The organism is Duganella sp. GW821-FHT01E12 (assembly GCF_059422325.1).
Genome location: NZ_JBWKWR010000003.1, coordinates 704,061 through 717,401 on the forward strand (window position 1 = coordinate 704,061; position 13,341 = coordinate 717,401).

General features: G+C 62.8%; 9 protein-coding genes. 4 read left to right on the forward strand and 5 right to left on the reverse strand.

The window, feature by feature from the left end; genetic code table 11:
* Window positions 1–36 precede the first annotated feature (36 nt).
* The 5 genes from AC07WS_RS12900 to AC07WS_RS12920 all read right to left on the reverse strand — a co-directional run bounded on the left by AC07WS_RS12900 (window position 37) and on the right by AC07WS_RS12920 (window position 6,421).
* Window positions 37–945 (reverse strand): creatininase family protein, encoded by a 909-nt coding sequence (locus AC07WS_RS12900; protein ID WP_494729461.1) that lies wholly within the window; start codon window positions 943–945, stop codon window positions 37–39.
* A 136-nt stretch (window positions 946–1,081) separates the two neighbouring features.
* Window positions 1,082–1,942 carry an outer envelope protein gene (locus tag AC07WS_RS12905; RefSeq protein WP_494729462.1) on the reverse strand — a complete coding sequence of 287 codons (861 nt, stop codon included), beginning with the start codon at window positions 1,940–1,942 and terminating at the stop codon, window positions 1,082–1,084.
* An 88-nt stretch (window positions 1,943–2,030) separates the two neighbouring features.
* A complete protein-coding gene (locus tag AC07WS_RS12910) occupies window positions 2,031–3,332 on the reverse strand; it encodes an NCS2 family permease (RefSeq protein WP_494729463.1) in 1,302 nt (433 codons plus the stop codon).
* 212 nt (window positions 3,333–3,544) lie between these two features.
* Window positions 3,545–5,170 carry an HAL/PAL/TAL family ammonia-lyase gene (locus tag AC07WS_RS12915; RefSeq protein WP_494729464.1) on the reverse strand — a complete coding sequence of 542 codons (1,626 nt, stop codon included), beginning with the start codon at window positions 5,168–5,170 and terminating at the stop codon, window positions 3,545–3,547.
* Between the two features lie 12 nt (window positions 5,171–5,182).
* Window positions 5,183–6,421, reverse strand: a complete 1,239-nt coding sequence (locus tag AC07WS_RS12920; RefSeq protein ID WP_494729465.1) for a urate hydroxylase PuuD — start codon at window positions 6,419–6,421, stop codon at window positions 5,183–5,185.
* 222 nt (window positions 6,422–6,643) lie between these two features.
* Here AC07WS_RS12920 and AC07WS_RS12925 point away from each other — a divergent pair, with 222 nt between their 5' ends.
* From AC07WS_RS12925 to xdhB, 4 genes are all read left to right on the forward strand, one after another.
* Window positions 6,644–7,582 (forward strand): LysR family transcriptional regulator, encoded by a 939-nt coding sequence (locus tag AC07WS_RS12925; protein ID WP_494729466.1) that lies wholly within the window; start codon window positions 6,644–6,646, stop codon window positions 7,580–7,582.
* 144 nt (window positions 7,583–7,726) lie between these two features.
* Window positions 7,727–9,481: an allantoate amidohydrolase gene (locus tag AC07WS_RS12930; protein ID WP_494729467.1), complete on the forward strand. Its 1,755-nt coding sequence runs from the start codon at window positions 7,727–7,729 to the stop codon at window positions 9,479–9,481.
* Between the two features lie 13 nt (window positions 9,482–9,494).
* Window positions 9,495–10,985, forward strand: a complete 1,491-nt coding sequence (gene xdhA / locus AC07WS_RS12935) for a xanthine dehydrogenase small subunit (protein ID WP_494729468.1) — start codon at window positions 9,495–9,497, stop codon at window positions 10,983–10,985.
* The gene (xdhB, locus tag AC07WS_RS12940; protein ID WP_494729469.1) at window positions 10,982–13,339 is read left to right on the forward strand and encodes a xanthine dehydrogenase molybdopterin binding subunit; all 2,358 of its coding nucleotides are present in this window, start codon (window positions 10,982–10,984) and stop codon (window positions 13,337–13,339) included. Before xdhA ends, xdhB begins: the two co-directional genes overlap by 4 nt.
* Window positions 13,340–13,341: the final 2 nt, after the last annotated feature.

Sequence of the window (13,341 nt, forward strand, 5' to 3'; positions counted from 1 at the left end):
CTCTCTTTACGATGCAGCGCCAGCGTGGCTGGCCGCTTAGTGATGACGTTCGTGAAGGATGGTTTTGATCGCGCTTACCGAGGCGTCGACCTGGCGTTGAACGCCCAGGCGCCCCAGTTCAGCGCTGGCGCGCGTGGCGTCACCGCGCACGCCATCAGCCACCCCGGGCTTCGGGCCGTGAGACATCGCCTCGACGCGTACCATCGACGGCGCGGTGGCAAGCATCAGCGAGGCGTCGCTCAATCCTGCGTGCAGGCCGATTTCGGCGCTGCTGTAACCTTGTTTTTTCAGGTCGTCGACAAACGCCGTCTGGGTGATCTCGTAATATTCGAGCAGCGCGTGAGCGCGGGCAGGATCATCCTTGCCCCAGGCGCGGTTCAGCTTTTGCGCCACGTTCACTTCGTTTTGCTGATAGCCCCCGTGGTCGCCGATGAAGATGATGTCGCGGAAACCGTGCTGACGAAAACTTGCAGCCGCTCCCTCGAGCAGCGCTTCGAAGGCGGCCGGCGGGATCGAAATGGTGCCGCTAAATCGCATGTGGCCGGCCGGTGGAGCGACCGCACCTTCCGGCACATAGGATACCACCGGTGCGACCATGGTATTGCCGAGTTTCTGGGCGATCATGGCCGCGATCACACCGGCGCGGACATTGTGCTTGCCGAGCGCGATGTAAGGGCCGCTCTGCTCCACGCCGCCGATGGGAACCAGGATCGTGGTCGCGCCGTGCTCGATGCGACTGCGCAATTCAGTGCTGGTGAGTTCCTCCAGCATCACGCTGGCGTTGCCCTGGGCCGCGCGGCCCGCGCCATCGCCACGCTCGCCGGAGGCGGCCGCCATTACCGGCGGCGTCAGCAATGAAAGCGCGGCCATGACGAGGCAGGCAAAATTGCCGACACCCATCAACAGCCAGCGCCGCGTATTTACATCATCGAACTTGTTCCTCACGATACCTCATTCTGCGAAGTGGACCTGTCTCTGCCGTGCAAGTATAGCGGCAGATGGCAATTCTATGCGATCCGGCAGGACGCGGCATAGAAAAAGGGCAGCCTTGGCTGCCCTTTTTCTATCCGACCGCTATCACTCAGAAGTGATACTCAGCCCGTATCATCGGCGTCTTGGCCACATAGCCCTGCCCGCCGGTGGTGGCCGAGGTGTTGCCAAACTTGTTGCGCCAGTATTGATATTCGACGCCGACTCGGAAGGTATTCTTGACGTAACCCATCGCGGCGCCCGCGTCAAACATCAGCTGCATGTCGATATTGGTCTCGGCGCCGGTATCGTTGCCCACTTCGTCCTTGCCCTTGGCCGCGATGAAGTTCGCAAAACCTTCGAAGGCCCACAGCGAACCCACGGGGATACCCCATTCCGACGACAGCATTGCATGAGTCTTGTAGGTATAACGGCCAGTCACGGTGGATATCGGCGGGAAGGCGCCGCTCGGAGCGTTGCTTTCGTTGAGCAGGAACAGGCTGGTATTGAAGTGCCCGGCCGGCACGTCCCACATGAAAGTCGGCCCCAGCACGAACATGCGTTTGCGCGAGTTGTAGCCCACGTCGTTCTTGGTGTTGACGTCGAATCCACCGGTGATGCCCAGGCCGCGCACCGGACCAAACTTGTATTCGCGTCCGGTGACTTTGCTCAGGTCCACCGTATTTCGGTACAGGATGTAGGCTTCATTGGCGCCGGACTTCTGCGTCAGCGAGGCCGGATCATTTTTGTCCGACATCAAGAAGTCCACGTTGAAGAAGTTGGTGCCGTACTTGTAGCCGCTGACATGGGTCAGCGCAAGAATATTCTTTGAAATATCGTTCGGGTTGAACGGCTCGCGGTAGTCGTTCCCGTAACGCCAGCTGACGGAGGTGTCGCTCCAGTCGGCGGCGTGGGCCGCGCCCATGCCCATCAGGGCGATGCACAACAGCTGAGGAATTTGTCTCGTTTTCATTTTAGTTTTCCATATTATTTTGGACGCGACCGTCCCCGCCGGCGCCATGCGGCGCGCCGGTGAGGATGCAGTCGTGTGGTTTATATCCTCAGCCCGCGCCGAGGTAGACGAACTTGAAGGTGAACACGCAAGCGATCGCCCAGATCACTGGACGCACTTCGCGCACACGGCCGGTCAACAGCTTCAACACCGCGTAGGAGATGAAGCCGAACGCCACGCCAAGCGCGATCGAGTACGTGAACGGCATGGTCAGCGCCGCGATGGCGGCTGGCACGCTTTCGGTGGTGTCGGACCAGTCGATGTCGACCAGTTCGCGCAGCATCAGGCAGGAGACGTACAGCAGCGCAGGCGCCGTGGCGTAGCTGGGCACCACGCCGGCCAGCGGCGAGATGAACAGGCAGGCCAGGAACAGCACGCCGACGGCGACGGCGGTCAATCCGGTGCGGCCGCCCGCTTGCACGCCGGCCGCGCTTTCGATGTAGGCCGTGGTGCTGGAAGTGCCCAGCAGCGAACCGGTAAGGATGGCGGTGCTGTCGGCCATCAGCGCCTTGTTCAGGCGCTCCATCTTGCCGTTGACGAGCAGGCCGGCGCGGTTGGCCACGCCCATCAGCGTGCCGGTGGCGTCGAACAGTTCGACCAGGAAGAACACCAGCACCACGTTCAGCAGGCCGACCGAGATCGCGCCCATCAGATCGAGCTTGAACAATGTAGGCGCCAGCGATGGCGGCATGTCGACCACGCCATTGAACTTGTTCCCGGCGACGAAGAAGCTCATCACGGTGACGGCCAGGATGCCGATCAGGATCGCGCCCTTTACCTTCAGGCGGTCCAGCGCGACGATGACGAAGAAACCGACGATGGCCAGCAGCGTGGGCGCCGAATGCAGGTCGCCCACGCGGACCAGCGTCTCAGGGCTGCTGACCACGATGCCTGCGCTCTTCAGCGAGATCAAGCCCAGGAACAGGCCGATGCCGACCGTGATGGCGGTGCGTATCGAATGCGGGATGCCGTTGACGATCATCTCCCGCAGCTTGAACACGCTGACGAACAGGAACAGGCAGCCGGAGATGAACACCGCGCCCAGCGCCATCTCCCAAGGCATGCCCATGCCCTTGACCACTACGTACGCGAAGTAAGCGTTCAGCCCCATGCCCGGCGCCATGGCGATCGGATAGTTCGCGTACAGGCCCATGATCAGACAGCCCAATGCGGCCGCGATACAGGTGGCGACGAAGACCGCGCCCTTGGGCATGCCGGCGTCGCCCAGGATGGAGGGATTGACGAAGATGATGTAAGCCATCGTCAAAAAGGTGGTCAGACCCGCGACCAATTCGGTACGCACATCGGTCCCATTTTCTTTCAGCTTGAAGTACTTCTCTAGAATTAACATAACGTCTCCGTGTTCTATTTTTAACTGCTTCTTGTGTCATCCGCCGATTAAACATGGGAACAATCGGCTTAGACCTTATCTCAGGGGCCACTGTATGTAATTGGTCTGGTGGCATACCTGCTATCTGCTATGGCCTATAACAGTCGGGACGCGCCGTATTTTTTACGGCGTAGCCCCTTGCTTACCCTCCTATGATTTGCATGCCGCAGGGTTTAAACGAATTCACCGATCTTCGCGATCACCGCCTCGCGCACCGAACCGCTCACAATGAAGGAGCGCGCCACTTCAAGGTCGTTATGCAGCCAGCGGTCGCCGTCGAGGCACGCGGGGATCTGGCTGCGCACCGATTCATAGGCCGCTTGCGTACCCTTGCCGAGCACAAAACCGGGCAGCAGGTTTTCCGTCATCGTCAATGCCTGCGAGGCCAATAACATTTCAACGCCAACAATGTATTGTGTGTTCGATACCACAGTGGCGGCCTTGCGCGCGCACCAGGTGGAGTTGGAGACGTGGTCTTCGCTGTTGCCCTTGGCCGGAATCGAGTCCACGCTGCCCGGCATGCACAGCGTGCGGTTCTCCATCACCAGGGAGCTGAGCGAGCATTGCATCACCGGATAGCCCGTGTTCACGCCGCGCACACCGGACATCAGGTTGCGCGGCAGGCCCCACGACAGCGTCGGATCGATCAGGCGCGCCACGCGGCGCTCGACGATGCTGCCCAGGTCCGCGACGGCCATCGCCAGCAGGTCCATCGCCTGCGCCAGGTACTGGCCGTGGAAGTTACCGCCCGAGATGATCTCGAAGCCGCCGCCGTCCTTGCCGAAGATGAGCGGGTTGTCGGTGGCGGAGTTGACCTCTTTATCGAGGATGGTGTCGATGTAGTCCAGCGCATCGAACACCGGCCCGTAGACCTGCGGCGCGCAGCGCAGCGAATACACGTCCTGGATGCGCGCGGTGTACGGGATGTCGGTGCGGCGCAGCTCTTCAGGGAACTGCACGGCGCGCGCTTCGTGCGTGGTGCGCGTGGAGCCGTCCAGCAGATCGCGGATGATGGCGGCAGTCTTGATCTGGCCAGCGTGCGGACGCGCCTCGTGGATGCGCGGATCGAAGGCCGACATCTCCGCACGCATCGCCTCCAGCGTCAATCCCAGCGACAGGCAGGCGTCGGACAGCATGTTGCGGGCATCGGCGGCGGCCAGCAGCGCCACGGCCAGCGACACGGTGCAGCCGTTGATCAGCGCAGAGGCATCTTTGGCCTTCAGCTCGAAGACGACCGGGCCGACATTGGAAGCGCGGATCGCGTCCGGGGCCGACATGCGCTGGCCCTTGTACATCACTTCCGCTTCCTCGAAGCCGGCGATGGCGGCGGCCAGGTAGGCCAGCGGCGCCAGGTCGCCCGAAGCGCCGACGGAACCCTTCTGCGGCATGATCGGATGGATGCCGGCGTTGACGAAGGCCAGCAGGCGGTCGACCACCTCCACGCGCGGCGCGGAGTAGTTGCTGGCGAAGGCATTGGCCCGCAACAGCATGGTGGCGCGGCTGACCTCTTCGGAGAAGGGTTCGCCCATGCCGCAGGCGTGGGCCTTGATCAGCTGCGTCTGAAACAGCACGATGTCCTGCACCTTGACGCGGGTGTCCTTCAGCATGCCGACGCCGGTGTTAAAGCTGTACATCATCGGCGCTTCGTCATGCATCCAGGTCGATTCGATGTAGTCGCGCGATTCCTTCAGCGCGGCGCGCGACGATGCGGCCAGGTTCACTTCGATGGAATGGTCGCGGGCGACGGCGACGACTTGCGCGGCGGTCAGGTTGAAGCCGTTGATGGTGGTGGTAGTCATAATCGTTATCTCTCAGTTGGCGCCGGCGGCGAACCACGCGCCGATTTCGGAGCGTTCTTCAGGCGTGATGTTGGTCATATTCCCGATCGGCATAGCCTTCAGCACAACGGCCTGCTGGTTGATCTTGGCGGCGTTCTGGTGAATCAGCTCCGGCGTGTGCAGCATGATGCCGGCGGGAGCGGTGGCGAACCCGGGCTGCGTGGGTTGCGCAGCATGGCAGCTGACGCAGCGCTGGTTGACGATGGCCTGCACTCGGTTGAAGTCCGGCGCCGCGACGCTGGCGTGGGCGGCATCGGCCACATCGCCGGCAGCCGCAGGCAGTGGAGCCGCAGCGGGACGCGGCGCGATCACCACCGCGACAGCAGCCAGGATCGCCACGCCGGCCGCAGGGAACTGCCACGCGGTCTTGCCATGATGGCGCAGGTTGAAGAAGTGGCGAATCAGCACACCGGCCGCGATGATCGCGCCCAGCAGCGCCCAGCTATAGGCATGGCTGTAGGTCATCGCATAGTGATTGCTGATCATGATGAGCAGCACCGGCAGCGTGAAGTAGTTGTTATGGACGGAACGCTGCTTGGCCTTCTTGCCGTGGATGGGATCGGGCGACTTCCCCTGCTCCATCGCCTCCACCAGCTTGCGCTGTCCAGGAATGATCAGCATCAGCACATTCCCGACCATCATGGTGCCGATCATGGCGCCGACGTGGATGTAGGCGGCGCGGCCGCTCAGGAACTTGGTCAGCACATATGCCATGGCGACGATGAACACGAACATGATCACGCCCAGCAGGCCATCCTTCTTGCCCAACGGCGAACGGCACAAGGCATCGTAGAACACCCAGCCCACCAACAGCGAGCCGACACCCACGCCGATAGCCTGTAACTGCGTCAGGTCCGCGACCGACTTATCGATCATCATCGCCGAAGCGTTGAAGTAGTAGACGATGAACAGCAGCGAGAAGCCCGAGATCCAGGTCGCGTAAGCTTCCCATTTAAACCAGTGCAGGTCCGAAGGCAGCTCGGCCGGCGACACCAGGTATTTCTGCGGGTTGTAGAAACCGCCGCCATGCACGGCCCACAATTCGCCGGAGACGCCCTTCTTCGCCAGCTCGGAGCCGGGCTTCGGCGGGCGTATGCTGTTGTCGAGCCAGACGAAGTAAAAGGATGCGCCGATCCACGCGATCCCCGTGATGAGGTGCAGCCAGCGCACCAATAGATTGAGCCAGTCCACGCCGTAAGCGAGCAATTCCATGTTGTCTCCATGTTTGGATTTAGCTCGTCTGCCACCGCGGGCGCTCCAGACGATTGGGATGATTTCCCTTTTGGCCGCGAACTGTTGAAAGCTCCGCTGCGACCGATTGAAAACCACACGCAGACCGCGCATGGTGTGGAACGAACGATAAAACTAATTCTGGCTTTTCGTATGGCAGTAGCCGTATATTAAAAATAGGCTCACCGTTATAGATCGATCACCATGGCACAACTTCCCGACCACCTGGACCTGCACCTCATACGCATTCTGTACATGCTCCTCTGCGAGAAAAACGTTTCGCGCGTCGCGATGAAACTGGATCAAACGCAGCCCTCCATCTCGGCCTCGCTGCAGAAACTGCGCGAGCTCACAGGCGATCCGCTGCTGGTGCGCGGTGGCCGCGGCATGGTGCCGACGCAGCACGGCGAGAGCCTGAAGGCGCCCGCCAAACGCATCCTCGACGAGGTGGGACAGCTGTTCCTGCACAAGACGCCCTTCGCCTCCAAGGAGGAAGGCCGCACCTTCCGCATCGGCGCACCGGATTACCTCGACATTCAATTCCTGCCCAACGTTGTGGCGCGTTTGCGACGCGAGTCGCCCAAGAGCCGTGTCATCATCCACAGCCTGGGCGCGGAGGTGGACGCGATCCGCATGCTGTCCGACGGCGACCTAGATCTGTTGATCGGTAACTGGGAACAGCCGCCGGAGCACCTGCACCTGTCGCGCCTCTTCGAAGACCCGATCATCTGCGCCATGCGCGCCGACGCCCCATATGCCAAGCGCACCGACTCCAACGACATGACGCTGGACGATTATCTGAGCCTGCCCCACGTGGCGCCCTCGCCCACGCTGCCCGGCTTCCACGGGGTGATCGACAGCTTCCTGGCCCAGCAGGGCTACCAGCGCAACGTGGTCGTGGAATCGGCGTATTTCAGCCTGATCCCCTACATGCTGACGCAGACCGACATGGTGCTCACCACCGGGCGCCAATACCTTCGCTTCTACGAACGTAATCTGCCGATCAAGACCTTCACCGTGCCGGTGCGCTTCCCGACGATGCGCTTCTACCAGCTGTGGCACGAGCGCGTACACCAGGCGCCGGAACACAAGTGGCTGCGCGACCAGGTCACGCAGGCCGCGCAAGCCCTCACCGCCAAATAATCACGCCGTGGGCGTGGCACGCCCACAACACTCCCCATAAGCCCGGGCTGAATGCGGTTATGGCTCCGGGCGTATATAACAGCCTCCCCCGCCATATATCATTCCTCTTATACCAAGAGGAGACGGGCGACTGCCTGCACAACAATGACAATCACACTAGATCACCTGAACCGCTGCGGCGCCGAAGAGTTCACGCAGCTGCTGCATGGCCTCTACGAACACTCGCCATGGATACCGGAGCGCGCCGCCGCGCAGCGCCCGTTCGCGACCATCGCCGCGCTCAAACAATCGCTGCAAAGCGTGGTGCGGCAAGCCACGGAAGAAGAACAACTGGGCCTGGTGCGCGCACACCCCGAGCTGGCCGGCAAAGCGGCACTCGCCGGCGAGCTGACCGCCGAATCGACCGGCGAACAGGCGCAGGCCGGCCTGACCCACTGCTCCACCGACGAACTGGCGACGCTGCACAAACTGAACGCCGACTACAACGCCAAATTCGGCTTCCCCTTTATCCTGGCCGTCAAAGGACCAACCGGCAACGGCCTGTCGCGGCAGGAGATCATCGCCGCCTTCAGCCGCCGCCTGCGCTCGCAGCGCGACGACGAACTGGCCGAATGCCTGCGCCAGATCGGCCGCATCGCCGAGATGCGCCTCAACCAGCTGCTGCAAGTGGAACTGCAGTTCGGCGCCACCATCATGGAGTGGTCGGAAACGATCGGCGCCTGGAGCGACGACGCCGACAACCTCACCTGCGCCTACATGACCGACGCCCACCGCAAGACCGCAGCACAGCTGGCGGCGTGGATGAAGGAAGCCGGCATGGAAGTCTCCATCGACCCGGTCGGCAACGTCGTCGGCCGCTACAAGTCCGACAAGCCGGGCGCCAAGGCGCTGCTGACCGGCTCCCACTACGACACCGTCCGCAACGGCGGCAAGTACGACGGCCGCGAAGGCATCCTGCTGCCTATCGCCGTGGTCAAGCACCTGAATGAGCGCGGCGAACGCCTGCCGTTCGACCTTGAGATTATCGGCTTCTCGGAAGAAGAAGGCGTGCGCTATCAAAGCACCTTCCTCGGCTCGAACGCCGTCATCGGTCAGTTCGACATGGCGCTGCTGGACAAGGCCGACGCCCAAGGCGTCACCATGCGCGAAGCGCTGACCGCCGCCGGCCACGATGTGAGCAAGATCGCGTCGGTCGCCCGCAAGCCGGAGGACGTGCTGGCCTTCGTCGAAGTCCATATCGAACAAGGCCCGGTATTGCTGGGCAAAGGCCTACCGACCGGCGTCGTCACTTCCATCGCCGGCAGCTGCCGCTACCAGGTCGAGCTGACCGGCCTGGCCAGCCACGCCGGCACCACGCCGATGATCATGCGCAAGGACGCGGCAGCGGCAGCCGCCGAAATCGTGCTGTACGTGGAAGACCGCTGCGGGCGCGAACGTTCGCTGGTCGGCACCGTCGGCCAGCTGCAAGTGCCGGATGGCTCGGTCAACGTGATCCCCGGCGCCTGCAAGCTGTCGCTGGACATCCGTGCCGCCGATGATGCCACGCGCGACGCCGCCGTCACCGATATCCTGAATCTGGCCGAAGCAGTCTGCGCGCGCCGCCAGATCGGCCTCAAAATCACCAAGATCATGCAAGCCCCCGCCGCACCGTGCGCGCCATGGCTGGTAAAGCAGTTCGCCGCCGCCACCGAACGCGCCGGCATCGAGGTGTTCGAGCTGCCGTCCGGCGCCGGCCACGACGCCATGGCGCTGGCCCGCATGACCGATGTCGCCATGCTGTTCACCCGGTGCGGCAATGGCGGCATCAGCCACAATCCGCTTGAGACAATGACGGCGGACGACGCCGAAGTATCGGCACAGATCTTCCTGGACTTCCTGCACCAGTTCCAAACCAAGTAATTGCGGAGCAATCATGTCTGAACCTATTCGATTCTTCTATCGCGGCGAAGTCCGCTCAGTTGACGCTGGCGCGCCGACCCGCACCCTGCTCCAGCACCTGCGCGAAGACCTGCACTGCACCGGCACCAAGGAAGGCTGCGCCGAGGGCGATTGCGGCGCCTGCACCGTGGTGGTGGCCGAGCTGCAGCCGGACGGCGAAGTGGCCATGAAGTCGGTCAACTCCTGCATCCAGTTCGTGCCCACGCTGGACGGCAAGGCAGTCTTCACCATCGAAGACCTGAAGCAGGCCGACGGCAAAATGCACCCGGTGCAGGAGGCGCTGGTCGAATGCCACGGATCGCAGTGCGGATTCTGCACGCCGGGCTTCGCCATGTCGCTGTGGAGCCTCTACCTGAAACAAGAGGGGCAGACCGCGCCGCCATGCCGCAAGACCGTGGACGAAACCCTGTCCGGTAATCTGTGCCGCTGCACCGGCTACCGCCCCATCATCGACGCGGCCCGCCGCATGGGCGAGCTGCCGCACGTTAGCTTCGACCGCGAGGCACTGAAAGCCACGCTGCAATCCATCCAGCGCACCGAAATGTACAGCTACACCCACGACGGCCAAACCTTCTACGCTCCGCGCACGCTGGCCGAACTGGCCGTGCTGCGCGCCGCAAAGCCCACCGCCACCATCGTCGCCGGCTCCACCGACGTCGGTCTGTGGGTGACCAAGCAAATGCGCAACCTGGGCGACATGATCTACGTCCGCCAGGTACAGGAGCTGTACCGCATGGAAGAGGAAGACGGCATGCTGTACATCGGCGCCGCGGTCTCCCTCAACGACGCGTACGAGGCGGTCTGCAAGCACTACAAGGAAGAGCTGCACGAAATGTGGCAGCGCTTCGCCTCGCAGCCGATCCGCAATACCGGCACGCTGGGCGGCAGCGTCGCCAATGGCTCGCCGATCGGCGACTCGGCGCCGTGGATGATCGCGCTGGGCGCGGAAATCGTCATCCGCAGCGATAAAGGCCAGCGCTCCATGCTGCTGGAGAAGTTTTACCTCGATTACATGAAGAAGGACTGGCAACCGGGCGAATTTGTCGAAGCCGTGCGCATACCGCTGCCACGCCAGGACATCCACTTCCGCACCTACAAACTGGCCAAGCGCTACGACCAGGACATCTCCGCCGTCTGCGCAGCCTTCGCCTTCACGCTGAAGGACGGCGTGATCAGCGACGCCCATATCGCCTACGGCGGCATGGCAGCGACCTCGCGCCGCGCACCGCTGGCGGAAGCGGCCGTCAACGGCAAGCGCTGGGACGAAGCCACGCTGAAGCAGGCGATGTCCGAACTGGCGAAGGACTACACTCCGCTGAGCGACATGCGCGCCACCGCCGGCTACCGCATGAAAACCGCGCAGAACCTGCTGCGCCGCTATTGGCTGGAGACCAATCCGGATTCCGCCCAGCCGCTGCAATCGATCAATGCATACCACTACGCAGAGGGAGCCGTCACAGCATGAACAGCAAATCGGAACCATTCCTGACGCAGGCCGTCCCCATGGCGTGGGCGGAAGTCGGCAAGTCGCACCCGCATGAATCGGCGGTGCTGCACGTCCTCGGCGAAGCCACCTACACCGACGACATTCCCGAAGCCGCCGGCACACTGCATGCGGCACTGGGCATCTCGTCCAAGGCGCACGCCAACATCCTGTCGATGAACTTCGACGCCGTCAAAGCCATGCCCGGCGTGGTGGCCGTGTACACGCACAAGGACATCCCCGGCACCAACGATTGCGGCCCTATCATCCACGACGATCCGATCTTGTCGGAAGGCCTGGTGGAATATGTCGGCCAACCCATCTTCATCGTGGTGGCGGACTCGCATGACAACGCCCGCCGCGCCGTCAAGAAGGCGGTCATCGAATATGAAGAGCTGCCAGCGATCCTGACACCGCAAGCAGCGCGCGATGCCAAGTCCTTCGTCGTGCCGCCGATGCACCTGGCGCGCGGCGATGCGCAGGCCGCGTTCGATCGTTCCAAACACAAGCTGAAAGGCTCGCTGCACGTCGGCGGGCAGGAACAGTTTTATCTTGAAGGCCAGATTTCCTACGCCATTCCCAAGGAAGGCAAGGGAATGCTGATTTACTGCTCCACCCAGCACCCGACCGAGATGCAGCACGTGGTCGCCCACGCCCTGCACCGCCATTCGCACGACATCGTGGTCGAATGCCGCCGCATGGGCGGTGGCTTCGGCGGCAAGGAATCGCAGTCCGCGCTGTGGGCCGCCTGCGCCGCCATCTCGGCCGGGCATTTGCGCCGCCCGGTCAAGCTGCGCGCCGACCGCGACGACGACATGATGGTCACCGGTAAGCGCCACTGCTTCTACTACGAGTACGAGATGGGCTACGGCGACGACGGCCGTATCATCGCCGCCAAGGTTGAGATGGTGTCGCGCGCCGGCTTCTCGGCCGACCTGTCGGCGCCGGTCGCCACGCGCGCCGTCTGCCACTTCGACAACGCCTATTATCTGGGCGATGTCGATATCCGGGCCATGGCCGGCAAGACCAACACGCAGTCCAACACCGCGTTCCGCGGTTTCGGCGGCCCGCAAGGCGCCATCGCCATTGAGTACATCGTCGATGAAATCGCCCGCAATCTCGGCATGGATGCGCTGGACGTCCGCAAGATCAACTTCTACGGGCGCAACGACGAGGAAGGCCGCAACGTCACCCAGTACAACCAGAAGGTCGTCGACAACGTTATTCACGACCTGGTCGCCCAGCTGGAAGACGAAAGCGAATACCGTCAGCGCCGCGAGGAGATCAACGCCTTCAACGCACAGAGCAAAGTGCTCAAGCGCGGCCTGGCGCTTACGCCGGTCAAATTCGGCATCGCCTTCAATGTCACGCACTTCAACCAGGCCGGCGCGCTGGTGCATGTGTACACGGACGGTTCGGTGCTGGTCAACCACGGCGGCACCGAAATGGGCCAGGGCATCAACACCAAGGTATGCCAGGTGGTGGCGCATGAACTGGGCATCGACCTCGCCATGGTGCGCGCAAGCGCAACCGACACCAGCAAGGTCGCCAACACCTCGGCCACCGCCGCGTCCACCGGCGCGGACCTGAACGGCAAGGCGGCGCAGGACGCGGCCAACACCATACGTATGCGCCTCGCCGAATTCGCCGCCAAACGCCACGACGGCGATCCCGCAACGGTGCGCTTCGATTCCAACTTCGTCCACGTCGGCGAGATCGCGATTCCGTTCGCGGAGCTGGTGCAGAAGGCCTACATGGCGCGTATCCAGCTGTGGTCCGACGGCTTTTACGCCACGCCGGGCCTGCACTGGGATCCAAAAACCATGAGCGGCAATCCGTTCTCGTACTACGCTTACGGCGCCTCGGTGTCGGAAGTGGTGGTCGATACGCTGACCGGCGAATGGAAACTGTTGAAGGCCGACGCGCTGTACGACGCCGGCAATTCGCTGAACCCCGCCATCGACATCGGCCAAGTCGAAGGCGCATTCATACAGGGCATGGGCTGGCTGACCACCGAAGAACTATGGTGGAACGCATCCGGCAAGCTGATGACGCATGCGCCGTCCACCTACAAGATCCCCGGCGTATCGGACTGCCCGGAGAACTTCAACGTCCGCCTGTTCAAGAACCGCAACGTCATGGACAGCATCCACCGCTCCAAGGCGGTCGGCGAACCGCCACTGTTGCTGCCGTTCTCGGTGTTCTTGGCGATCCGCGATGCCTGCTCCAGCGTGGGCGGCCATCGCTACAATCCTCCGCTGCGCGCGCCCGCAACCAGCGAGGCAATCCTCGATGCAATCAGCGCCGTGCAAGCGGCTGCGGAAACGGCGAATTGAAC

Excerpts from the sequence above, each read along its gene's own strand:
- AC07WS_RS12905 (WP_494729462.1), bottom strand. The coding sequence starts at position 1,942 with ATGAAAACGAGACAAATTCCTCAGCTGTTGTGCATCGCCCTGATGGGC.
- AC07WS_RS12910 (WP_494729463.1), bottom strand. The coding sequence starts at position 3,332 with ATGTTAATTCTAGAGAAGTACTTCAAGCTGAAAGAAAATGGGACCGAT.
- AC07WS_RS12915 (WP_494729464.1), bottom strand. The coding sequence starts at position 5,170 with ATGACTACCACCACCATCAACGGCTTCAACCTGACCGCCGCGCAAGTC.
- AC07WS_RS12920 (WP_494729465.1), bottom strand. The coding sequence starts at position 6,421 with ATGGAATTGCTCGCTTACGGCGTGGACTGGCTCAATCTATTGGTGCGC.
- AC07WS_RS12925 (WP_494729466.1), top strand. The coding sequence starts at position 6,644 with ATGGCACAACTTCCCGACCACCTGGACCTGCACCTCATACGCATTCTG.
- AC07WS_RS12930 (WP_494729467.1), top strand. The coding sequence starts at position 7,727 with ATGACAATCACACTAGATCACCTGAACCGCTGCGGCGCCGAAGAGTTC.
- xdhA (WP_494729468.1), top strand. The coding sequence starts at position 9,495 with ATGTCTGAACCTATTCGATTCTTCTATCGCGGCGAAGTCCGCTCAGTT.
- xdhB (WP_494729469.1), top strand. The coding sequence starts at position 10,982 with ATGAACAGCAAATCGGAACCATTCCTGACGCAGGCCGTCCCCATGGCG.